This is a genomic window from Chryseobacterium subflavum, from assembly GCF_055762745.1.
This window is the reverse complement of record NZ_JBVTMR010000003.1, coordinates 90,083-115,433: the sequence shown is the minus strand read 5'-3', so window position 1 is coordinate 115,433 and position 25,351 is coordinate 90,083. Positions and strand designations below refer to the sequence as shown.

The 25,351-nt window shown below is 31.2% G+C and carries 18 protein-coding genes and 1 pseudogene; 8 read left to right on the top strand and 11 right to left on the bottom strand.

The annotated features are described in order from the left end of the window. Window positions 1-175 precede the first annotated feature (175 nt). The 6 genes from AC0INN_RS14035 to AC0INN_RS14010 form a co-directional block, all read right to left on the bottom strand. The gene (locus AC0INN_RS14035; protein ID WP_306613747.1) at window positions 176-715 is read right to left on the bottom strand and encodes a hypothetical protein; all 540 of its coding nucleotides are present in this window, start codon (window positions 713-715) and stop codon (window positions 176-178) included. A 29-nt stretch (window positions 716-744) separates the two neighbouring features. Beyond that, entirely contained in the window at window positions 745-2,220 is a 1,476-nt protein-coding gene (locus AC0INN_RS14030; protein ID WP_306613745.1) for a DUF11 domain-containing protein, read from the bottom strand. Between the two features lie 528 nt (window positions 2,221-2,748). Next, window positions 2,749-3,630 carry a helix-turn-helix domain-containing protein gene (locus AC0INN_RS14025; RefSeq protein WP_306613743.1) on the bottom strand — a complete coding sequence of 294 codons (882 nt, stop codon included), beginning with the start codon at window positions 3,628-3,630 and terminating at the stop codon, window positions 2,749-2,751. 279 nt (window positions 3,631-3,909) lie between these two features. Further along, window positions 3,910-4,671: an AraC family transcriptional regulator gene (locus AC0INN_RS14020; protein WP_306613741.1), complete on the bottom strand. Its 762-nt coding sequence runs from the start codon at window positions 4,669-4,671 to the stop codon at window positions 3,910-3,912. Window positions 4,672-5,432: 761 nt separating this feature from the next. After that, window positions 5,433-5,900: a VOC family protein gene (locus AC0INN_RS14015; RefSeq protein ID WP_306613740.1), complete on the bottom strand. Its 468-nt coding sequence runs from the start codon at window positions 5,898-5,900 to the stop codon at window positions 5,433-5,435. A gap of 57 nt (window positions 5,901-5,957) precedes the next feature. After that, entirely contained in the window at window positions 5,958-6,881 is a 924-nt protein-coding gene (locus AC0INN_RS14010) for a Dyp-type peroxidase (protein WP_306614234.1), read from the bottom strand. 385 nt (window positions 6,882-7,266) lie between these two features. Between AC0INN_RS14010 and AC0INN_RS14005 the strand changes: the two genes are divergently transcribed. From AC0INN_RS14005 to AC0INN_RS13995, 3 genes are all read left to right on the top strand, one after another. After that, a complete protein-coding gene (locus AC0INN_RS14005) occupies window positions 7,267-8,127 on the top strand; it encodes a helix-turn-helix domain-containing protein (protein ID WP_306613738.1) in 861 nt (286 codons plus the stop codon). Between the two features lie 530 nt (window positions 8,128-8,657). After that, window positions 8,658-8,948, top strand: coding sequence for a hypothetical protein (locus tag AC0INN_RS14000; protein ID WP_306613736.1), 291 nt, complete (start codon window positions 8,658-8,660; stop codon window positions 8,946-8,948). A gap of 779 nt (window positions 8,949-9,727) precedes the next feature. Further along, window positions 9,728-10,564, top strand: a complete 837-nt coding sequence (locus AC0INN_RS13995; protein ID WP_306613734.1) for a hypothetical protein — start codon at window positions 9,728-9,730, stop codon at window positions 10,562-10,564. A 774-nt stretch (window positions 10,565-11,338) separates the two neighbouring features. Here the strand turns inward: AC0INN_RS13995 and AC0INN_RS13990 are convergent. Together AC0INN_RS13990 and AC0INN_RS13985 are read right to left on the bottom strand one after the other, a co-directional pair. After that, window positions 11,339-11,845: pseudogene (locus tag AC0INN_RS13990) on the bottom strand (transposase). Window positions 11,846-12,061: 216 nt separating this feature from the next. Then, complete coding sequence (locus tag AC0INN_RS13985; RefSeq protein WP_306613732.1) at window positions 12,062-13,543, bottom strand: DUF11 domain-containing protein; 1,482 nt, start codon at window positions 13,541-13,543, stop codon at window positions 12,062-12,064. A gap of 968 nt (window positions 13,544-14,511) precedes the next feature. Here AC0INN_RS13985 and AC0INN_RS13980 point away from each other — a divergent pair. Then, window positions 14,512-15,342, top strand: a complete 831-nt coding sequence (locus AC0INN_RS13980; protein WP_306613731.1) for an AraC family transcriptional regulator — start codon at window positions 14,512-14,514, stop codon at window positions 15,340-15,342. A gap of 697 nt (window positions 15,343-16,039) precedes the next feature. Here AC0INN_RS13980 and AC0INN_RS13975 read toward each other — a convergent pair. Beyond that, window positions 16,040-16,852 carry a hypothetical protein gene (locus AC0INN_RS13975; RefSeq protein ID WP_306613729.1) on the bottom strand — a complete coding sequence of 271 codons (813 nt, stop codon included), beginning with the start codon at window positions 16,850-16,852 and terminating at the stop codon, window positions 16,040-16,042. A gap of 686 nt (window positions 16,853-17,538) precedes the next feature. Between AC0INN_RS13975 and AC0INN_RS13970 the strand changes: the two genes are divergently transcribed. Both AC0INN_RS13970 and obgE read left to right on the top strand, forming a co-directional pair. Continuing rightward, on the top strand, window positions 17,539-17,970 hold the full coding sequence (locus AC0INN_RS13970; RefSeq protein WP_306613728.1) for a transposase: 432 nt from the start codon (window positions 17,539-17,541) through the stop codon (window positions 17,968-17,970). Between the two features lie 575 nt (window positions 17,971-18,545). Beyond that, the gene (gene obgE / locus AC0INN_RS13965; protein ID WP_306613726.1) at window positions 18,546-19,538 is read left to right on the top strand and encodes a GTPase ObgE; all 993 of its coding nucleotides are present in this window, start codon (window positions 18,546-18,548) and stop codon (window positions 19,536-19,538) included. A gap of 1,080 nt (window positions 19,539-20,618) precedes the next feature. Here obgE and AC0INN_RS13960 read toward each other — a convergent pair. Next, on the bottom strand, window positions 20,619-20,759 hold the full coding sequence (locus tag AC0INN_RS13960; RefSeq protein ID WP_306613724.1) for a bacteriocin-like protein: 141 nt from the start codon (window positions 20,757-20,759) through the stop codon (window positions 20,619-20,621). Window positions 20,760-21,567: 808 nt separating this feature from the next. Next, a complete protein-coding gene (locus AC0INN_RS13955; RefSeq protein WP_306613722.1) occupies window positions 21,568-21,831 on the bottom strand; it encodes a helix-turn-helix domain-containing protein in 264 nt (87 codons plus the stop codon). Window positions 21,832-22,646: 815 nt separating this feature from the next. Between AC0INN_RS13955 and AC0INN_RS13950 the strand changes: the two genes are divergently transcribed. Together AC0INN_RS13950 and AC0INN_RS13945 are read left to right on the top strand one after the other, a co-directional pair. Beyond that, window positions 22,647-22,931, top strand: a complete 285-nt coding sequence (locus tag AC0INN_RS13950; RefSeq protein WP_473046838.1) for an alpha/beta hydrolase fold domain-containing protein — start codon at window positions 22,647-22,649, stop codon at window positions 22,929-22,931. Between the two features lie 1,370 nt (window positions 22,932-24,301). Next, window positions 24,302-25,144, top strand: coding sequence for an RteC domain-containing protein (locus AC0INN_RS13945; RefSeq protein ID WP_306613718.1), 843 nt, complete (start codon window positions 24,302-24,304; stop codon window positions 25,142-25,144). Window positions 25,145-25,351 lie beyond the last annotated feature (207 nt).

Here is a 25,351-nt window from a genome sequence, read left to right as displayed (position 1 = left end):
TGTTCTAAAGTATAAGATAAAAATTATTTTTATGAAGTAATTTGATTATGTGTTTATGCGAAAATTGCTACAGAAATACAAATTAAAATCCTCCCATAAATGAGAGGATTTTTTTGGTTTATATTCACTGAGATAAAAAACATGAATTAACCTAAGTATATTGAATTTGTATTTTTTATGGTTTCCAATAGGACCATTTACTGCCGTTGAAAACGGCAAGTCTTTTTGCCCCTGTTTTATTTATGTATACCATCATTCCAGGAGCTGGATTTGGTATGTCATCTGTATTATCTACATAAGGAAGAATCATTGCCTTGGATTCTGATTCTAATACAAGAACGCCCTCTGCTGCTGAAACTGGATTTCCGATCACGACTTTTTCGTCGGTATTTTCTACAGCTTGTGAGGAAGTTGGTTGAGAAGCCAATGCAGATGCAACATTGGCACCTTGACCACTTAGGTCAGTCCACGATCCATTATAAAATTTAACTCTTGCATCACTTGCAGTCGTTGCATCCAATAATATTGTGCCTTCAACAGGTGATGTAGGAAGCGTACGTGTATAGGGTAGAACGATACCTTTGTTTTGTCCCTGCGCGAATTCCAGTAAAACAGAAGTCTTATTTTGAGCTGTGCCAGAAGCATTACCAATAATAACTTGCGTAAATGCAGATTGGGAAGCCAGTATTAGTGTTATAGAAAGAATATTTCTCATACTTATGTATTTTTATAAATGTGAATTGGTTAATTACAAGCTGGTTTGGAAAAACATTGCCAAGCTGCATCTGAATAAATTTTAAGACATTTATCCGTTGTGTCGTATACTAGCATTCCTTCAACAGGAACTGTAATATTGGATAATTCTGATTTTGCTATTCTAGTAATAACAAATCCTTTAGAATTGGACTCCATTACTAAATGAGCTGATTTTCTAACCATGGGCCAATTTTCACCTGCTCTTTTTAGTAGGGTAATTCCAAATTTGGAATCTATTCCCGGATTAACTGTATTTGCATCATTATAGCAGACACATCTATTGTTAATTATTGGGGTAACCGAACTATTGTTATTTGTTGTATTGGGATCACGAAGATTTCCTGTTATAGAGGCTGTATTTATATAATTACCATCACAATTCACAAGGGCTGTAATTGTAAGCAGTGCCGATGTACCATCATTAAGTGTTCCAATATTCCACAATCCAGATGAGCTGTTGTAAGTTCCTGTATTGGTTGAAGCACTGACAAATGTATAGCCATTTGGAAGTAAATCACTAACGGATACATTGCTATTATTGGAGGCTCCCTTATTTTGTGCTGTTAAGGTGAAGTTAACATTGGTGCCGGTGTTAGGGTTTTGACTGTCAATTGTTTTTGTTACTGAAAGATCACTTTCCAAAGCTGATATTCCCAATGTAAGCTGATCGCCAGTGCCATTTTGCCAGCTTGAAGCACCTCCGGTACCCTTAAAAGTTAGTTTTAATTTTAATGTACTTATCCCAGTCCCTGAAACCAAGACAGAGCCTGAAGCAGATGCGGCACCAGTGGAATTGGGATTTGATGCAGAATTATTTATAGTTGTTGAAGTCACGCTGAAGCTATTTGAGTTTCCAGATAGCCTAGAAAATGATATTGGGACATTGGAAGAAAGATACTCAAATCCCGCTGTTATTCCCATTGTTCCCTGAAACCCACCCATTCCGCCAATATGAAGTATAGGATTATCAACTGGTCTATTGAAGGTAATGGTAAGGTCTGCCATATAATAGGTGGCATTTGTGGGTCTAGTACCTAAAATACTACCATTAAGAAATAAGTTTACCCCTTTGTTAACAGACGTATTTATTCCCTCACCTGTTTGTGCACCGGAAGATGTAAAACTATTATTGGGTGGGCTACCTGCAGAATTTAACAAAGGAAAAATAGGAGCAGAACCACCACTTACTGTGCTTCCTATGCTGGCTGCGTTACTATACTGTTGGTTTGATATTGTAAAAGTTGCGCTTAATCCAGGGGAATATAGCATAAAATTTGATCCTGAGGGATTGTTGGTGTTTTTTACAAAATTGAGCGTTGCACTAGTCACTGGTCCGTTGCCAGTTGGATTTCCATCATTATTCACCGATGCATATTCTAAATTCGGTGAATTCTGTGCTGTAGTTAAGGTTAAAGAGAATATGAACAATAAAGCAGCATATTTTTTTGTTTTGTTATTCCTCATTTATATGTTTTTTATATGTTTTTAGATTTTCTTTTTTAAGAACATCGCAAAACTAAAATCTTTCACTCGATTATATCGATTCAATTTTATGTAATAACTTGTTTATTTTATTAATATTTGAGTAGAGTAATTGAAAATCAAATAATTTAGGATATGTGTAAAATATAGATAGTTTAAAAATGCTGTGTATTTGACATTATGAATGCTTTGTATATTAGTAAATCTATGTCTTAAAATTGATTTACAGTGTGATATTGTTTGAAGGAATAATTTGTGCTATGATAATTTATAGAATTGGTGCAAAAGAAATGTGAGGATTAAAAGTAAACCGGCACAAAAAAATATAGTGTTATTATTGAAATTGAATTTGCCGGTTTACAGCCTATAAGATGTTTTCAAAAATGAATTTCAATAGCTACTTTTAGTAGCAATCGTTTAATTCGTAATGTAAAAATACAGTTTAATCCCTTTAGTAGTTATATCTATTTTATTCCAATATTTATTTTTTTTATCTCACTATAAATGATATTAGTTTTGTTTTGGTATTTTATGTATAGCTCTAAAATTTTTAGGTGAGGTACCAGTTATTTTTTTAAAAAATTTACTAAAGTATGCATGGCTTTTAAAACCAAAATCATCAGCTATATCTCTGATATTATCATTAGATTCTATAAGATGAAGTTTGATTATTTCAGTTATTTTAGTATGGATAACTTCCATCGCTGTCTTATTGAAATGTTTACGACAAAGCACATTTAGGTAATTAGCAGTAGTTCCTAGTTCTTTTGCATATGATCCGACCATTTTACTTCCGCAGTATTTCTTCTTGATTAATTGTAAAAACTCAAACAATAAAGGATGCTGATAATAGGTATTCAAATCATCGAAATTGGTTTTGATTTCCTGACTTATATAATCAATGATTATTTTTGTCTTTAAGTTTACGATATGCATCATAACACAGGACGGATCCTCCAATTCATTTTTTATATCCAGAAATTCATGACTTAATAGCTCTCCTACATAATGGGGAATGCTGATGACAGGAAATTTTTTATAGATTCCTTTTGGTAGCGGAACTTGTCCGTTCATCAAGTCTTCAAAAGCTGTTTTTGAGATAGATAACTGATGTAATCTAGTAGAGCCTGAAATGTTCCAGGAATGGACAGAGTCAGAGAATATAATGTGAATTTGAAATGCCTGAATATTATATTGCTTTCCATCTATCCGATGTAGTCCATATCCGCTTTCAAAGAAGATGATGGAAACAAAGTCGGATTTAACATGTTGATTACTTGGATATAGTCTTTCTGGAGAAATTGAAGAATAGATTATATCATTCGTGGCTTTATGTTTTGACTGTATATCATGCAGAGATTCCGAAAGGACATTATTTATATTTTTAACCATGTTTCAATTCATGAAATAATTTGATAATTTTTTTATATAATAATTATTAATATATAGCGGGGTGTCATGTTAGTAATCTACAATGAAGTTACCTTTTCATATAGATTTAGACTTTATCTAATATTTAAGTTGTGTAAGTTATAATTAGTAAAATTTGATAAGGAAAATAGTATGGGCATATAACTCGTAAACTTTTCTTTTTTTAAATTTTATTTAAATATCATTTTAACATAGCTAAATGACTTATTGAAACTTTATGATTGACATGATTACCTATGTCTAGAACAATTTAATATCCTGATGCAGAAAGACAAAATCTCTGGGTGATAATCCAGTATGTTTTTTAAAGAAACTTGAAAATGAAGACATACTCTGGAAGTTATAGTCATATACCAGTTCTTTTATTGACTTATCTGACGTCATCAGGGTTCTTTTTACCTCAAGTAAGATTTCATTAATAATGATAGATGTTGCAGTTTTACCAAATTGTTTTTTGCAAAGAATATTCAAGTAATTAGGGGATATGAAAAGCTTATCAGCATAGAATTTTATGCTTCGTTCCTGCTTGTAGTGAGTAAGCATCAAAGTAATGAATTTTGCCATAAGGGAAGATGCGGTATTGTTGTTTTTTTTCATGTATAACCGACAAGCTTCCTTACTAATCATTAATGTAATGACCCTGATTCTACCATAAATAATTTCCCAGAAATCAATATTGTTTTTGATTGTTTTTTCAATATTTATTAATTCGTATAGAATTCTGTGGAAATTGTCCTCATTTAAATTAAATACAGGGTTTTCACGATAGAATGAAAAAGGAAACATCATATAATTACTAAACTTTTCAATAATGTTTTCATTGATCTGAATATGATAAATTTCATGCTCTCCAACAAAATTTAATTGGTGTATAACATTTGGAAATACGAAATGGATTTGATAATCATTAACAAGAAATTTTTTACCACCAATTAAATGAATGCCTTCTCCTTTTTTAATAAGTATCAACTGAAAGAATGGCTGGGATATTTTTTTATCCATACAAATATTTCCTGTGGAAAATATTGAATCTTTTATTTCCGTATTTAGCCCTAGAAGAGTTGATAGTTTTTGACTTTTTTTTGTTTTCTTTTTAGTATCCATTTTAGCATCCATATGTTACGTAATTTTAGGATAAAAAAAACAAGACTTTACAGAATGGGAATGTGTAAAGCCTTGTATTCATCATTTAATATTATATAGAATCGTGTTTAAAAATTATAACATGCAGTATGAATCATTGATAATACAAAAGCTAAAACCAGCTAGTAATGCCCTGATTAATTACTTAGCAAATTTAAATCGCGGAATGATTTGCAGTGTACTTTATATTATTTAAAAGGTTTATTAAATTATTCCAATACTCAAAAGCTTATATCTTTGGACTGAGTTAGATACAATAATTAACTTTTCGTATGTATAAAAGTGTAAGTTTGCAAAATACCGTAAGGTTTTTGCTATGAGTAGTATTTATTATTTATAATTTTTAATTTATTTTATGATGATGCCTTCTTTAAGAGTTTTACTGCCTGAAAATTTTATAGATAACGAATTATGGAATTTCGTCTTTTGCATAACTAATCGAATAGTTTGCATTAATAAAGTGTAATTATATTTATAATATATTTGCTTTAGTTATTTAGCTATATAATATTGATTATTGAATTATATTTTTAAATGTTTTTTTTTCATCATAAGTTTTTTTAAAGGCCTAATTCTGTAAAGAAAAAGGCCTTTTTATTTTATAACGATATTAATTAATATTAATTGGCTGAAAATAAGTCAAAAGGAGCATTTCTTTTTTTTAGCTTCTTATCATAAATTATCATCCAATTAATACCAAATGGGTCGGTGACCATTCCTAGATAATCATTCCAAAAAGTATAAGAGGGTGGAATTAGTACCTCACCTTTTTCAGCTAGTTTATTAAATAATGCTTTAGTACCTGATATAGTTGAGTCAGAAATGGAAACTGAAAAATTATTGCCTTTAATCATGGGATTAACCCATTTATCTTGAATATCATTGCCGATGAGTACGGAACTTCCAATGAATAGTGAAATAAAAATGATCTTGTCGCACTGATTACAGGAATCGAAATTTGAGATATTATTTTTAATATCCTTAAAACGTATGATTTGACCAAAATATCCTCCAAAAATAGATTTGTAATAGTTGAATGCTTGTTCACAATTGCCATCAAAACTCAGATAAATACCTGCTGTTCTCATTTTATATGCATTTGATTTTAGTGCTTTATTTATTAGGTTTATCAACAAGAAATCATGCTAATTTGAAAAACGATCTAGCATTTCCAGTGAAGGGACAAAAAAAAGGGTGCCGGTTTTTGCCGTACTAAAGTCAAGTATTCTATCATAATTCCCTGGCGGATTTCCTATAAACATATTTTCAAGCATTTTTTCAATTGTAGAAAACGTACTGGCATATGCCAAAAAATAGGTACCCATTTCATCTGTTGTTATATTTCCAAATGGCATATTATCTCGTACAATTTTAAAGTCATCACCAATGTTTGCTAGCGCAATATGCGAGTTAGAAGGCTTATAAGCATCATCCATTTCAATGTCATTTTCTTTTGAACGCCCAATCACATTTTCCTGTTCTTTAACAGAAAGATCTTTCCACGCATTCATATTATGGATATATTTTTGAACAAAAAGATAGCTGCCGCCTTTGTACATTGGATCAGTATCACCAACCACGGAGAAATAGCTGCGGTATTTTCCCTGAGGATTTTCTGTACCATCAACGAACCCTAGGATGGACCTTCCATCCCAGTACCGAAAGCCATGTACTTCAACTATGCAATCAGCAGATGCTCTTAAAAAGTCTGAAATAATAGCTGCTATGTCATAGGCATAACTTTTTTTATCGGAACGGATATGGAAATGGAGATCTCCGGGAGTAGCTGGTGCGGTATGCTTGTTCCCTTTAATCTCATTAAAGGGTTTAAGTTCTTTGGGGAGTGGTTGGCACAAACTCAATTTAAGCCATGCATCATAGCTTATACCTAAAGTGCAACTTGACCTTGAATCAGGAAAGCGATCGAGAGCAGAATTATTTATATTTGCTATTAATGCGCATATTCTTTTAAATATTTTTTTTACCTCAATATTAGATTTAAAATTCCATACCAAGAAATAGGCATTGTCATTAGGATAGTCTGCAACATTCTGTGATTGATATTCCATCATTGCTTATTGTATTTGTATTATAGTTATGTTTAAAAATAAATAAGTGGAGCTGTAATGTTTTTTATTACTTACTAATGTAAAGTTATTATATATACAAGTGCATAGTTTTAAAGCCTGTCAATAGGATATTCTTCAAATTTACTAAATGATGATTATGAAATTTATTTAAATATTAAAAAAATATAAAATGGGTAAGTAAATTCACGATATGGGATATAGTTTCTATTGTACCCATTTTATTTTATTTCTATTATTGTGCCTTTAAATTACTTTATATTAATATAATATAAAGTTTTCTGGAGGTAATTTTAACAAAAATGATTTCGGCGATACCGTTGAAATCAGAAGCTTCTATCTATAATCTATAATAGAACATAAGTAAATGGATAATAAACAAAATACATCTTTTAATTCAATATCAAAAACTTCTTTAATAGAGGATTCTAATGAAAATTCTTTTGTGATTTATGAAGACTTTGTAGATTCAGCACAACTTAATTCTTTTCCTGAAAGGTCTTTTACTATTGTTTTATTGGATCATTGCTCGGGAGATTGCCATACAAATGTTAATACATACAAAGTTGAATCAAAACAAGTATTTATCCATCTTCCGAATGAGAAGGTTGTTTGGAATCTTCGTCGAAATTCTTTTGGGAGACGGCTTTTGATCAATAATATTCTAATGGAATCATTTACTGCACCTATAAGACATACGTTTTCTTCTGCCAATAGTTATATAAGCCTAAATCTAGATACAGATGCTTACCAACGACTTAGTACAGAGTTCAATGCAATAAAAAAAGAAATTGAATCCAGTTTGGTATTTCCTGAGTTAATAAATGCGAGGGCTAGACTTATTGCATTAATTGTTCATTTATTGATTTCTCACCGGTATGACCGGAAAGAAGTTAATTACAACAGTCTCCCACATAAATTTCATACATTGGTGGATCGGTATTATAAGGAAGAAAAATCCGTTGCCTTTTACGCGAATGAGCTATGTATAACTCCTAATTATCTTGGAATTTTATGCAGAAAGCAGTATAATATATCTCCTTTAGCCTTTATTCATGAAAGGATTCTCTTAGATGCAAAAAAGCTTCTTCATAGTACAAATATGCCTATCAAAGAGATTTCATACAGCCTTGGGTATGAAAATCTTGCTTATTTTTCGTCACTATTTAGGTCACATACAGGTAAAGGTCCCAAAGAGTATAGAAAGTTAATGCAAAAAATTAACTAACATCTCATCCTGTTTTGATTAATCTAAAGTATTGCAAATACTGTTATAAGTTATAAGTATCCATGTTTTTAAGTTTTTAATACACTTCTGGACTGTGTTTATCAAGGAATTATTTTATATAAACATTTATGCTTCAAGTTATTCCTTTTTGTAAGTTTATCATTTTTCTATTATATTTTTTACCGTAAAAGAATATCAGCCTGTTTACTACAGAAATTATTTGGTAAAGTTTTTTATTCATTAACTTTTTATTTAATATATGTCATTTTATAGTGACTATTAGGCTTTTTAAATACTGTTATATTATATAATTATAATTTATAATATGGATAAGAATTCAGATAAATTTCGCTAAAAAAAACCACATTATCTTTATATTTTAGAGGTTTATAAACGTGTTTATAGATGGCATTGATTTTTATTTATAGAATCTTATAATTATAAATACATGTTTATGAGTTAAAATTTAAATATGATGTTTATATAAGATCCATATCAAAATTACCATAAAATTAATGTAATAAAGTAATATGTCTTTAGAATTAATAGTAAATAGTGTTCTAGTTGTAAAATCAGATCGAACTTTGGTAATAACAACAATTTTGAAAAATAATTTTGACCAACAAATCGATTTTGGAAAATCTAAATTTTTATTAATTGATCGTGTTGAAATACCTGTAACTACATATAAAGAATCTTATTTAGATAATTACTATTACAAAATGTTTATATTTGCCTTAGACAGTTTGGAGCAAAATATTTTATTCAAATTGCTCGATATCAAGAAAGGAAAGGAAATACAAATGCTGAGTCACTCATAAAGATATTTTTATATATAATTTTTAATATTGTTTAGTTCAATTTTATAAATATTTGAGATTTTTATAATGTTTTTTGTCTTCTCTAGAGACTGGTTAGCAATTGTTTTCCATGTAATACTTAAATACTTTTAATGAATACTGCAGGGGTAACTGATATTTCTTTTTGAATGCTACTTTGTGTTGAAAAACCTACTCATTAAGCTATACTTACTATTTTATATTTCAGATATTATGGTTCTGTTCCTATTTCTATTTCATGAAATACGAACCTAATTCGCAGTTCGTTAATATAATCATTAAGTCTTTTTTTTGTTGGAATTAATAACAATGGAAAGATATATTAGATTGATTAATCATTTGCAACTTTGATAAACCGATTTGTCTTTCAACGGACGTGGTGTTTGTCCGTCTGATGATTCCGGATTAATCTGTTGAAAATCTCCCGGTCAACGAGGCTCAGGATCTGAGAAAATATATTAATATTTACCATGGCGGTAGAATATTTTAGCGAATTAAATATAGCAATTCCTTGCCATATTTATCAACCGCCATTTTTTACCTTATTTAGGACGCTTCTGAGTTAAAAATTAATAAAATGTATAAGTAAATGCATAAATCGATATACTATACTGAAAACCAAAGTTACTACATTTGTTATGCTATTGGCCCAGGGTGAGAGAAAAAATGTTCTCATTAATTAATGATGAAGGAATCATTTGATGGACAGGGATGTTCGGTGAAACGGGTCCTAGTTATCTAACTTCAAAAATTATTATGTTATGGTCAGAAAAGAATCAACAAACTTATCTGTAATTTTTTGCTTAGTAGGAAGTTTGTTTTATGGACAAGTTGGTGTCAATAATACCAACCCCAAAGCAACACTGGACGTTACTGGAGAACCTACTAAAAAGACTGTATCAGATGGACTGATTGCTCCTAGAATAACTGGGAGTGAACTGAAAAATAAGGATGACATGTATACAGTTGAACAGAATGGAACTATCATCTATGTGACTGAGGAGCTTGATGGTTCTTCTACAACTGCGAGAACCAGAAATGTACTGCGAAAAGGATACTATAACTTCGATTCTTCCAAAGGAAGTGATGGTGAATGGGTGCGGATGTTTGATAATGCACCTATTGTTTTTGCTGGTGCTAATGGAGTAAATGCTCATTCAGGTGCAGCTGTGACGGTAAGTGCAGCAAATAATAATACAGGTGGAGCAACACTGTTAACTCGTACATTTACTGTCACAGAAAGGGCATTGGTCACATTTAGTGTTTCTGTGCCTGTATCGGAAATCTTAAATGCGAACGGTTCAAATCTTACAGATGGAGCATCAAAAAATTATGGATTCAATCTGATATTAAATGGTGGAAGTTTTAATAATTATCTATTTACAAGGCAGGGAGCAGCCTTTTCAAATACTGGAAATTTCTATGCTACTGGTATTTATCAAGTGAACTCCTCGAGGTCTGTTGTATTGGCACCTGGATCTTATACCGTTAATCTTCAAGTTTTTGTATTTGCAAGAGATTCTACAGGAATAAGGGCGTCATTTGGTGGTCCCGCAATAGATACTGTATTAGATATTATTGGTTACAGTATGCTATAATGATTAGGGTATAATAATTAATCTAATCAAGTTAAGAAAGAATAAGATACAATTATTATATTTACTGTACAGATGTATTTATAAATTTTTTGAAGAGAGGCTGTCCATTATGTAGTCTCTCTTTTTAGGTCTAAATATATTTTTGAACTTTCTAATTCTTCATGAAGATGAAGAAAAGCTATAAACCTTATAAATAAGTTCTGTTAATAAGATTGCATTAAAATATGATAAATTTCAGATATTGAAGTTTGGTTTTTAGTAATTTTATTTGAAAGTATAATAATATGAATAAGCTATAAACAATTGGGTGCAAAAAGTCTTCTTTCTTCTTCCGAAATTACAACAGGAGCTACTACTGTAAAAACTCAATGTGATTTTAAAACAATATTGAATTATATTTCAATACCAGTAATGGTTCAGTTCAAGCCAGTGGATAATTTCTACGTTGTGAAGCATATTGTATTTAATAGAAGCATATTGTATTTAATAATAGTTGTAAACAAATTCTTTGCAATCAATTTTTCTTTTAAAATTTAAAACCTTAATAAGATAGTGTACCTGTCTGTATAATACTGATAGCAAGAATGATCATAACTTTCAGAGGTCATAGATTAACATGTAGTAAACATTTTCTAAAGCGCTAAATTTATCGGTATAACGGATGAAATACATTCTCATTGGGATTATAACACGAACTGTGTCATTGGATTAAAAACTTAAAACCTCTTTGCAGTTTGAGTCTATCCCCAAATCTAATATATAATTGGGATATGGTCAAGCCCCAGTTATGCATTGGTATCGTCCTTTTTTTGCAATATCCTTAATGATCAGATACATCAATTTCATTAGTGCCCGTTCAGAGTTGAAAGCTCCTTTAGATTTAATGATTTTTCGTATCTGACGATGCTTTCCCTCCATCGGATTTGTGGTGTATTTAATCTTGCGAACCTGATCCTCGTACTCAAAGAAAGTGGAAAGATTGGTCTAGTTATCCAACCAAGATTTGGCGGCAAGTGGATTTTCATATCTCATTTCTTCATTCACTGCTCCATAGCCTGGCTTTAGATCCTCCATTACAAGCTTTTTATCTTTCTCGGTTACATAGTGCATATTTGTTCTGATCTGATGAACAATGCACAGTTGAATCTTTGTTTTTGGAAAAATAGTTTCTATGGCCTCGGGAAACCCTTTTAGACCATCAATACAAGTAATAAGGATGCGTTCAATACCATGCTGCTTCAGATTGATAAGCCACCGAAAGCCAGAACTTAGCGCCCTCATTTTCTGCTGGAAGCACACTCTCAGTTTACGGCATATTTTTGTGGCAGAGATCTCCATGGTATACATTTAGCGTATAAACTCACTTATAGCCCGTGTGCTCATTCCTTTGGCATACTTGCTTAGCATTTGTCCCTCAAGGTGTTCAGTGATGATTAATTGTCTTTTAGGCAATACTTCGGAGTTAAAAAGTACTTTTCATATATACTTTATTTTGATTTAAGGACAGGTTGGTTGTGAAAAACAGCTCCATTGGTTATCTGAATATACCTTTAAACATTTATCAGTGGTATCATATATAATCATACCTTCAACAGGAATAACAATATTATTCAAACCGGATTTTGCCAAGCGTGTAATCACAAATCCTTTTGAATTGGATTCCAGTACCAGATGAGCTGATTTTCTTGTCATTGGCCAATCGTCTTCTTTTCCGCCCGCACGCTTTAATAAAGTAATTCCAAACTTGGAATTAGTCCCCAAGTCGTGAGTGTTTGGATCGTTGTAACATACTGCTCTTGCTGAAACTGCAGGTGTAATTGAAATTTTATTATTGGATATTTGGGGATCGTGAATTTCTCCTATAATAGACGAAGTAACTGTATAGGACCCCATATTTTTAACCTTAGCTTGAATAATAAGTTCTCGTTCCATATTGTCATCTAAATCTCCAATATTCCATAGTCCAGTATTAATGTCATATGTACCAGATCCTGTTGAAGCATTTAAAACCTCATATCCATCAGGTAGGATGTTATTTACTACAACACCACTATTGTTTGACGCACCATGGTTTCTTGCTTTTATAGTAAACTTTACTATATCATTAAATTGAGGTGTGTTGTTATCTACTGTGGTTGAAATCGCTAAATCACTTTCAAGAACAGATATCCCAAAAGTAATCAGATCCCCAGATCCCGTTGTCCAATTTAACTCTCCACCATCACCGAGAACTGACAATCTAAGTTTGACCGATGAAATACCATGTCCTTTTACAAGTACCGAGCCAGAAGCAGATTCACTGCCAATATCATTGGGGTGTAAAGATGTGTTTTTTATACTTGTTGAATTAACTGAGAAGTTACTATTATTCCCCGAAAGCCTCACAAATGATACTGGTACATTAGATTCCACAAGTTCAAAACCTCCAGCTATACCAAGTTGATCCTTAAATGCGCCCAGTGCACCCAAATGAAAAATAGGATTATCAACAGGCCGATTGAATGTTATAGTAAGATCTGCCATTTGGTAGGTTGCATGAGTGGCTTTACCAATTAAAACAGCAGTATTATAAAAAAATGCAACTCCTTTATTAGCTGATACATTCATTCCTTTTCCAACTTGAGTGCCAGAAGAAGTAAAATCACTATTATTAGGAGTTCCTATATAGTTCATCTTAGAAAAAACTGGGACGCTCGTATTATTAATATTATAACCTATCATAACAGCAGCATTATACTGTAAATTTGATATGACAAAATCAACTTTCAGATTTGGTAAGTAAGTATTATAAATTGTGCCTAATGGATTATCCACATTTTTAACGAAATTTACGGAGGTATTGTAAACAGGACCGTTTCCTGTTGGGTTGGTTGTTCCTTGTGCTGTTGCAAATTCTAAATTAGGAGAATTTTGTGAGTATAAAGCTGTACAGGATAGAAATAAAATGATCCAAAAATGTTTAAAAGTATAGATTTTCATAATAGTGTTAAAAAGTCTGTAAAAATACTATACTATACATACTGAAATATATATCATATCATTCAATAAATTGGTTAAATCATCTGTATATAGGTATTTGAGAAAAGAACTGAATTTAAAAGTGGGCATTGCTCAGTATAAGTATAAGTATAAGTATAAGTATAAGTATAAGTATAAGTATAAGTATAAGTATAAGTGTGATATTTGATCTATATAACGTTTAATTTAGATAAGGTTAGTAGGTTTATGGTAATATTTAGTATATAGACTATTCAAAGAAATGATTCTATATTAATTAATTTCGTTGAAAATATTATTAATAATTTAATTAAATAATTAATATTGCTACCCCTGGAATAAGAATAAAAAAGTCGTAATAGCTACCTGAAAAAATCGATTATCCAAATCATCATTGACAGTAGCTATTAGACTTAAGGGCTTAAAATGAATTATATATATGAAAATGTAAATATAGATTGATCAAATTTGTTAATATTATCTTTTTTATTCAATCATTTTGTGAATTCATTCTAAAAAGCAAACTGTTGATAATAACGAAAATATGTCTCATATAATAATTTTTACTTAATTCATAATTAAGTATGTTAAATTCTAAGTCATCATACTATAAAAATAATTCTCGCTAGATGTTGACTAATAGTAAAAATAGTAAAAACACTGGGCTGTTTCAATTTTTAATGTGATTGACATTATGATAGAGAAACCGAAATGGTAAAGAAAAAACAACTTCACTCTAAATGCCTCTACTATCTTAATAAGAATTAATTTAAAAAAAACGATAGTCAAAAAGCTAAACAGCTTCATGTAATTGAGAAATTAGCAAAAAATAGTAATCGTGTTAAATAAGTAAACTTAGTAGATGATAATTTTTTTATGAAAAATTATCATCTACTATTAAATTAAAAGGTATAGATTTTGAATTGTTAAATAGATACAAAATGTGCCAAATGATTAGTAAATATATTGAAAAGGATTTTGAGTTTGAGGCTCAGATTAAAGATCATATTGCGTATTTTCCTTTAGCTGGTGAGAGTGAGATTTCTGGTTTTAGAGCACCTGATAGCTATGTTTTTATATTTTTTGAAAAGGCCTCTGGTTACCACTTTATTGACTTTGTCGATTATGAAGAAAAAGATAATCAGGTGCATATTTCATTTCCTGGACAAATTCATTCCTGGAAAACGGAGAAAGGAGCTAGAGGACATAAGTTAATTTTATCAAAAGAATTTATAGAGAAGCAACTTTACAACTCAAAATTTTCTTCTTTACTTCCAAATAAATTTCCTGTTCTGGATATTCCGACAGAAATCAGTGAAAAGCTTTCACGTGAGTTTAAAATAATCCAAGAAGAGTTAAAAGAGTTGCCTGTCAACTGGGATGTGATAAGTTTCCGGGTAGAGATAATTTTCTCATTTATTTCTATTTGTATTGATGATGCAGAGCGGGATATAATAGCTACAAATAGACGAAACCCGATTATTTTGAATTTTATTGAATTGATTGAAGTGAATTATGCTGAATCAAAAGCGGTAGCGTTTTATGCAGAAAGGTTACCAGTAACACCCAATTACTTAAATATTCTTACAAAAAACGCGCTTGGAATTACTGCCAAAGAACTTATTGATGCAAGGATAATTCTGGAAGCAAAGCGGCTTCTAAAGGGTTCAGATCAAACAGTCAAAGAGATTGCTTTTAATCTCGGTTTTTATAGCATTTCGTCATTTTCTTCATTCTTTAAAGGAAAAACAGGGTTATATCCCACCAAGTTCCGTGAATAACAATTTAAAAGTGTCAAACTAAGGTTGACTTTGCATAATTTTTTAAACTTGATAAAGGTAGCTTGTTTTCAATTTCTGAAAGTACATAAATTATATAGTCCGCGCAAAGCTTACAGGTTAAATCATAACAAAGTATCACAAACTATTGCCTAGGATTTTATACCTTTATTAGGGTAAGCAAGGTTATCTTTTTAGTACTCCATGGAATAAAAAAAACTTTAAAATCGGTAATTGGGGTATAATATATGTTATACATTTGGTAAATTGATTTTGAAGCTTTTAAATACTCCTGAAGTAAAAATTCCGGCGAAATAATAAGCTATACCAAATTGTATCACCGGAATAATATCAAAAACAGATCCTCATTCTGTTTCAAGAATACCAGTACAAATTAATATTCTCATCTTGATTAAATTATATTCAAATCATTTAGATTATTATTGTATTTATTCTGCTTTTTAAGCAAATTGTAATATTAGATTTTTGAATCGTAGAAAGTTCATGCAAGATGGTAAATTACTTAATGAAAAGTGTCTTTACTAAGATAATACTATTGAATATATAGATTTTATAATGCTAGATTCTTGATTGGTCCATTTAATTATAATTTATAACATAAAAAACCGGCATAAGCCGGTGTTTTATGTTAATTTTTCGTGGAAATTTAGAAGTGCTTGATGTAAGAACTTGCAAAGAATTAGTCACCAATTCGGAAGACCAATACCTGAGTAGATCTTGCTGCCAATTGCATACCTGCTCCAGAGCAGTTGCCTGACTGTCCTCTTCCTAGAGCTATTTTCCATGTTCTGTTGGCGGGAATAGTCGTTGCATATGTGATTGTTCCTCCATGATTAGATAATGTCCCTTGTGAATGTGCTGCAGTATTATGAACTCTTGATATTGTATTATTAAGAGGGAAATCTACAAAGTATGAACTTATAGTGCATCCTGTATTATTATGGATTGCTTCATACACAAAAGTAATCTGGTATGTTCCAGGAGGGAATGTAATTGTACTAGTACTTGCATCATAACTCATTCCAGGAATAGTATTTTTTACAACAGACATGGGAACCACTTGTGATCCACCCGCACTCTGTGCCTGCAGGAAATTATTTTGCGTATTTTCTAATCGGAAAACTGCTGGATTAGGAATAGATAGTCCTCCCAATGTACCAATGTTTTTTATAACACCAGTAGAGTCAATTACAATAAGATGGTCTGTGGTAGTGTTTCCGGCTGAAACTCCTTGCAGGCGTAATGGATCAGTTCCGGTGATATGGAGTTTATTAGTAGGGGCTGTAGTACCTATGCCCATATTGCCAGTAAATGTAACTGTTACGTCATTGGTCTGCTGTGCTATTGATGGTACTCCAGTTGAAGGGTTGTCTTTTGCTGCATCAATGTTAAATACTCCTTGTGGGTTCGTTGTCTGAATTCCAACTTGACTGAATAATAAAGTACAATTACTTAGCAAAAGGATTAAGCAATAAATGAATTTCTGTTTCATAATGAATTTTTTTTGTTAGTATTAAAAAAATATTCTTTGAAACCGAGAAATGAGGATCTGTCTTATATTACCATAATTGTGACTTTTGGTGAAAGAATCACTTTATGTTGAATCAAATATAATAAAATTTATTACCAAACGGAAGAATAAATATAAAAAATTATATAGAAACTGAATGTTATATTGCTCTATGTCGCTCGAATCTTAAGTTTATTTACCCGTTTGTTTTATAATGATAAGGTATATCCAGATAAATTAAAAAAAATTAAGAAATTTAAAAAAAAGATTATTACAATGAAGCATAGCTGTAGTAAAGTTTCTTCCTTTATGTGCAGACACATTTCGTTTAGATCTTTAATCTATCCTTTAGACTGTTTTGACCACACCTAGCTTTCTTTTCTTGCAGAGAGGAAGGGGGAAAACTAACTTATTTTGTTTTTAACCCTATTGGCACTATTTTCCGACTGTTGTCTAATCGCTTTATAGATTGAGATTGTAGTGTCCTAATAGATTTATGTCATACATTACTTTCTTAATTCAATTTTTGAATAAAATTATAAACTAATTTAATAAATAAGGAAAGGGTATCTGGTAATTACAGCCTAAATTGAATAATATAAATAATGTCTTGTGTTTTTAATATCACCTTGTTAAACCTGAAACTTAAATGGTCACAAAATTAAATTATGCTGTATAAAAAAATTCATATTGGTAGTCTTATTAAGAAGGTTGTTGAAGAGCAAAATATTGATCTCCATCGGATTTGTAACTTCTTTAATTTAGAGGAAAAAGATATCCGCGAAATGTATAAAAAAAATGATATTTCAACTGACATGCTTCTGAAATGGAGCAAAATTGCGGAATATGATTTCTTTAGGATATACTCATATCACCTAATTTTGTATGCGCCAAGTAAGTCTACTGATTTCTCCAAAGTAAAAAAGGTTAGTTCCCTTCCAACTTTTAGAAAGAATCTGTATAGTCAGGAAATAATTGATTTTATATTAGAACTTCTGCATACAGGAAAGAAAACGAAGAAAGATATTATAGACGATTATAGAATTCCGAAGACAACACTTTATAAGTGGATTGCTAAGCATTCAGCTAAAGGAGATTAATAAATGGATAACTGATCAGAGATGAGTAAAAAAGAAACTGTCAAACCTGATTACAAAAGGATTTACCTCGATTTGTTGGCGATAAAATATCCCAATAAAAGAAATGATTGTCAACATATTCTGGATAAAGAGGTCTTGATAGCATTGGATATAATGGTTTTGGATAAAATTATCTTTGGCCACAAGTGCTACAATCAGAAATACAGATCGTATGATGAAAATACTATACTTGAAATTTTGAAGTATCAGAAGAGCCATAATTATAATAATACTCAGCTGGCAAATTACTTTCAAATAAGTAGGAATACAGTTACCCGCTGGCGAAAGACTTTTCATTTTTAAAGTTTAAAGCCCCATGTACGGATTAATAAAATCAGCTGCTAGCATTGCTAACAGCTGATTACAGAATACCCTTCAACGACGAATAGCGGTTATTACTATATGTTATATGTACATGGCAGATAGCATTTATAAGAATAGATATTACATTTTGTGGTATTACTATCGCATATTATTTATGTCACAAAAAACATTCTTAGGAATAGCTACATTTGAATTGTTCTAAAAAAAGATATATGCAAGATTTTATAGATTATGTAAAAGTACATTGTCAGTCAGGCCATGGTGGAGCAGGGTCTTCACACCTGCGACATGAGAAGTTTATTTACAAAGGTGGACCTGATGGCGGTAATGGTGGTAGAGGGGGCAATATTATTATGAAAGGGAATGCACATGAGTGGACTTTATTTGAGTTACATTATCTAAAACACTTCAAAGCAGATCGGGGAAATAACGGCGGGGAACGTCAATTAACCGGGGGATCTGGAAAAGATGTGTATATAAATGTACCATTGGGAACTATTGCAAAAGATGTGGAGGGCAATGTACTAGGCGAAATTATGGAAGACCAACAGGAAATTATTCTTTTGCATGGAGGTAAGGGTGGTTTGGGAAATGAACACTTTAAATCATCCACACTGCAAACACCAAAATTTGCACAGCCCGGCATGCCTGGTGAAGAAAAGACAATTATTTTTGAACTTAAAATACTCGCCGATGTTGGTTTGGTTGGATTACCAAATACAGGAAAATCAACGCTGCTCGCTACCATTACAGCGGCAACTCCAAAAATTGATAATTATCCGTTTACCACGCTTAAACCGAATCTTGGTGTTGTTCAATACAGTGAAAAGGAGAGCTTTCTTATGGCGGATATTCCTGGTATAATCGAAGGTGCTTCGGAGGGCAAGGGGTTAGGACACAGATTCTTGCGGCATATTGAAAGAAATAGCATCTTATTATTCGTTATTGCTGCAGATAGTACTGATCCTTTTCGCGATTATTGCATATTAAGATCTGAGCTGGTCAAACATAATCCAAAATTGGAAAATAAAAAGCACCTTGTTGCGATTTCAAAGACTGATCTATTGAAATCAAATAGCAAAGCTGATATTATTTCCAAATTTCCGGATGATATAAAGCTATATTTCTTTTCGTGTGTAACTGGTGTTGGAGTTCAGGAACTTAAAGAAGCAATTTGGAAAGATTTACCATCGAAAAAACGATAAGATATAAGGAAAAAAAAATAAGTAAGAACGATAAAATGTGATCATTGCTGTTGGTGCAGTTATTGGTTTTACTGAAAATTCTTATATTCCATCGGGAGATAATTTATTTTTTCACTTGTGTTTTTAGGACATCTTTTATCGGAGATCTTTTTAATTATCAGTGGTACTCAAATTCGGTTAAAAAAGTAAATTGAAATAAAAAAATAAACAGGATCATACTAGTTTCAGTATCAAATAAAAAAAGGCTATTGCAATTGCTAAAGGCTGGAGAATAATAATATATAATGAATTTGTGTTCATTATTAATAATAAATGACAATGTAAATCTGAGGATCGAGACATTAGTTTCTAAGGTTTGGACTGATAATCGAGCTATTGGAAGGAATAGGCTAATATACCAAATATTCAGTCGAGGATCATTATAGATGTTATCGAGATATTAAAAGGCTCTTTTTGATGGATCAGTTTTCATCTTCAAATAATTTTTGTAAATCCGTTTTGATGTAATGGTAAGAATCCAAAACCTTTTTGTGACTCTTAAATTCTGCAAGGTCGCGGGAAAGGTGTCCATCATTTTGCAAATCGCCATACTTCGAAATCAATCAAATTCCTCTTTAGGTCCAGTAGTAGTTTCCAATAATCGTTCTTTGTCTGAAATTATTCTTATCCTAAATATTTCCACATCTTGTTTGATAAAATTTCCATATTTAGAATTTTGTATAGTTCAAAATTCTAACAGACTGATAGAAAATTCGGAAAGACGTATTATTGAGTGTTTATCTTTTCCTAAAAGTTCCGTTTATGGATTTATGAAAAATTAATTACCGATTGTTTTCTTCAAACGCATTTGCAGTCTTGGTGAACGTTTGCCTTTTTATTACTATTATATATAATAGTAATAATTCTGACTAACTTTAGAAATAAGACCTGTTATAGGTACTGTTCAAAAAATGCTTTAGCTAAATAAATAAAAGAGGGGATTTACACCCCTCTATGGATTTAACAGAGCGTGATTCAATATTTTTTTACTGATATTGGAAATATCAAGAAATATGTGCTTGAAAAACAATATCTAATTATTTATGGCTCAAGCCCAGGCCCACCACATGAATTATATGGAACGCATGTTAATTTATCGTTTATAAAGCACCATCTGATACAATTTGCCCCTCCAAGAATTGATTTTAATTCTTCTTTTGTAAATTTTTTTAGATTTTTCATATTAAAATATTTTGATTTATGATAAATTTCAAGAATATTTATTAAATAATAATAAAAATTAATAAACTTTAACATACAAAGACTACAAATGAATATGGTATTTAAAAGATAGAACTGAAAACATGAAACATACTTACCTATGCTCTTGCGGGATATTTTCGATTATATTTCATGAATCAAGTCCTATGTCGAGTTTCAAACGGCATATTTTTTCTAGAATTCTTTGTACCATCCGCTATAAATATTCTCCAATTCGGATGATCACCTCATTAGGTAATTCCAGGGTAATTTCTACATAAGCTTTTTTCCATCGAGAAATTCAACAATAGCCGGGTGACTTTTGATTTGCTGCTAAAAAAGAAAGGAAATAACTTCTTTATAATAACTAGTGAATATGAATAGTGTTTAAATAACTATTGTTTTGATTTTAAAATAAGGTTGCCATCTTTTTCTGAAAATAGTTCAATTGCATATTTTTCAAATGATGGTGGAAATTTTCTATATCCAGTTGTCAATAGCTATCTAACATAGTTATAGTAGTTCAATGGTACTACGATAGCCGGGATGGTAGGAGGGAACATATTTTATGTAACCGAAAATTTGTAGCTGCTTAAAATATTTATGATAGGTCGGAGCAGTTTCAATGTGTGACATTTTCATTAGTTTGCTTCTACTAACCCGTATAATTCTGCCTTCTTTTTGACGGTGTGCTAATCTTGTTATCGCAAGAAGTAAACATATGTGCCAGACATTTAATCGGTCATCATTACAAACGTGATCGAGATACTCTAAGCCGTGTTTTGATAGATCAATTTTCATCTTCAAACAGTTTTAGTAAATCGTCCTTCCTATAATAGTAAGAACCCATAACCTTTTTAAAGCGAATTTTTTCAGTAATTCTTAAGTTCTGTAATGTAGCTGGTGATATATCCATGATCTTCCGAACAGCTTTACTTCTTAGCCAACCAAAATCCTCTTTCGTAAGATTAAAATTGGCTTCCAACATTTTTTCTATGTCAGAGATGAATCTTATTCGGAATAATTCAAGATCTTGTTTTGATAAAATTTCCATATAATACTTTTTGAATGATTCAAAAGTATATTAATGGTAACGTAACGACAGGAAAGTGTCCTAATGGGACTTATTTTTTCCTTTTATATCGTATATGTTTGTTAGAAATATTGTGATTGGTTTATAACCGGTATCTCATATCAGGTTTAGGGAATAAAAATAAGAATTGAATAAACAGATAATCAATCCTTTCATGTGAACTTGACAGAATTATCCTCGAACTCTTTGTTTGCTGGCCTTAATTGGATGATCTGCCCCAGAAAAGAAAAAATCATAGTCTAAAATAACGATACAGTAACAATATGTTAGTCTGGTAAAACACTTTAACAAAAGTTAAACTGTAAAAGTATAAATGTATTTTACCTTAATTTTACAATTTTAGTGGCAGAAACCAGGGTTAACCTACATACTTTACCTAAAATATTACACCCTGAAAGTAAAGAAGAAGGTTATATACAGAATAAAAAGACTGAAAATCAGGCAAATGATATTTACAATAAGTAGGAGCATACCTAGTCCAGACGCTTTGGTCCTAGCAGCAAATATAATTGCAGCTACAATGGAAAGAAAAGCTAAGAAGACTATGAATTTTTCAAGATCAAGTGTATACAATGTTTCACTTGCTGCAAACAAAATTACAGTTAGGAAGATTTGGATAAGGGTAAAAACCAGACTTAATTTTAATGCTGACAACTTTTTATTTTTTTTATTAAATCTTTTGATTGATGGTATCTTGTATAAAATACTCGTTCTACACATCACAAATATAATCAATTCGCAATACAATATTTTGCAATGTCACTATTCTTTGCCTGATGGCTAAAGATGGCCTAGAAATAAAATTTCAATTATTATTGCGGCCTGTTACTGATACAGATTTTACACGTGAATCCTGGCAAAAACATGTAGAAGAACGATTCTTTACAGCTCCGTTAATGAAATGGATGTGGAATAATTATCTTCCTGATATTGAAAAACGCAAGGAATATTATGCTACTCCATTCAATGCACTCTTAGAAAAACTTAAAGGCCTTCCACCAGCACGGGTTCAGTTGGTTGAAAATGATATCCTATTCGATGAACGTTTGGCGTGTGAATGAAAGAAAGTTAGATGAGGCGGGAGTTCCGACTACTATCGAGACTTATAACGGATTTATTCATGATTATGGCTTATTGAATCCTCTAGATCATATTGAAGCGGTAAAGTTTCCTCACATCAAGGTGCGCTCGCACCTAAAAAAGCATTGTTTAAAAAATAGTTAGTTAAGTTCCAGCACGAAAAAATTGACTTTATTATATCTTAAAGGTGGATGATTTTAGAATATCCACTCTTTTTGTTTTATATTATTGTTAACTTGGTTTTTGAATAATTTGCTCTTTTTACAGCGTAAAACAACAATAGAGTTGGCGCATTGCCAACTCCATTGTTGTTTTATCTTCAAAATTTTTGGATGATATTTTTAAAGAATTATCCATACATTTTTTATTATTTTCAAATTTTTTATTGATTGTTTTCGTTGTTGCTTTTTAACAGTTTAGTGGGGCTGTAACTGTTTCGATTATTAATTGCAACTTGATGGTACAGCTCTGGGTGGTGGCCTTTTTAAACTTTTTTTCATCTTTTTAATTTTAATTGTCTATAAATTTGGTCATTGGTGACGGAACGATAAGTATATTTTTAAAGCCTATTATTCCTTCGTTTATCACCTACTTTGGGTAATTTGAGAATTTATTTTAAACCAATTTATAAAAACCAATATTTGTACTTTCAGAAAAAATATATGTAGTAGTTCGCAAAATATATGTTGTGCTTATCTAAGGCATTTGTATAAAATTCGGTAGATGGTGATCGATTTCGTTATTCAAATGTAAACGCAGCTTTTAGCTATAGAGAATATATAGATATCTATCAACCCTGGATGCGCAAGTGGACGACCTTGGCTTTATTGAGGATACGAAACTGGAAATGGTTAATATGGAAATTTTTACGCTTTAGAATTCCCCCACTTTGGTTTTGGCGATATTATTTAACCGTTAGCGGGCATTTCGAGTATTGGGATTGGGAAATAATTAAAAAAAATAGAATTCCCTTTCAAGCAATAAATAGATGGCAGAAGTTTTAGATTTTGCAGAAAAATCTTAAAGAATGTATGACAGCCTGCAATTACAACAATATAACCGGGTAATAATTTTGTCTTTTCCTTTATTGAAAGATTAGGCTAATTTCTTTGTAGAATTAATATCATTTTATTTAACACACTGAATTCCCGTGCAGTAATAATTAAACTTTTTGATAAACCCAGATTTTTACAAAATCCGAGCGGATACCAATTATGTTACTGCAAATAACTAAACACCTTTAAAACCAGTGCATAAGAAATGAATTAAAGTGTATATTTAATTTTGTTTTATCTCAGTATGATGGGATATATTTTAAAGTGTGGGGCATAATCACTTTAAAAAAAATCATATGAAACAGGCATATAAAAACATTTTATTATCTATCGAGAAAGAAGAGATAAATGTATCAAGAAGCAAGAAAAGTGCTATTGATGAAGCTTATCACATGGTCTCTTTTCTTGACAAAACTTTAACGGAATTAAAAGCGCAAATTAATCTTATAGGATTTGATAGTATCCTTGATGAAATCATCTTTTTCAAACGGGTGAAACCTGAGATTTTGGGCATGCTCATGTTTTACAATAAAGTTGTAAAAATAGAAGCATATAGCCCGATAAATTCAGAGCTCACTGAACCTTATTATACAGAACAGGTAAGGTTACTCAATAAAGAATACAAAAAGCATATCGCTTCTTCTGACTTTTACAGTTATTACCGTACAGGTCGATCTGATAAGGATGAATACTATTTTAGGCTCGGTAATATCAACTATTTCGATGGTGTGGACAGTTTCTTTTTTGAAGTTGACCGTGAGTTTTCGACCTACTACGATTACAAGGTTGCGCAGATTAAGGCATACGATCTCTATCATTCCTATCTTTCAGGAAAATTCAACCGACCGGAACCAACGGATAATAATAACTTTGATATTAATGAAGATGCTGAGTTTTCCTGGACTGATTCAAAAAATGCATTAATAGAACTTATATATGCACTTCATATTTCAAGAAGTGTTTCAAATGGACGGGTTGGGTTAAGAAAAATCAGTCAAATGTTTGAAGACATTTTTGAGGTCAGTCTTGGGGATATCCATCATGCATTTTATCAAATGAAATTCAGGGCAGGGCAAAGAGCAAGGTATCTGCATTTTCTAAAGCATTCACTTGAACAATACATGGATAACGACTTATAATTTTATTCATCATAATTGTTTTAAAGCTGGGTAATCAATTAAGATTACCCAGCTTTTTTTACCCAGATCTAGTCATATGCTACCATAAGGACTTTGAAATAATGGTCTACATGGGCAATATTTCCATAAAAAAGATTCCATATGACTACAATATGGGTAAATATCCTGTTAGAAATAGCCGGAAAAACTAGGCCAATTTTGGCTCTG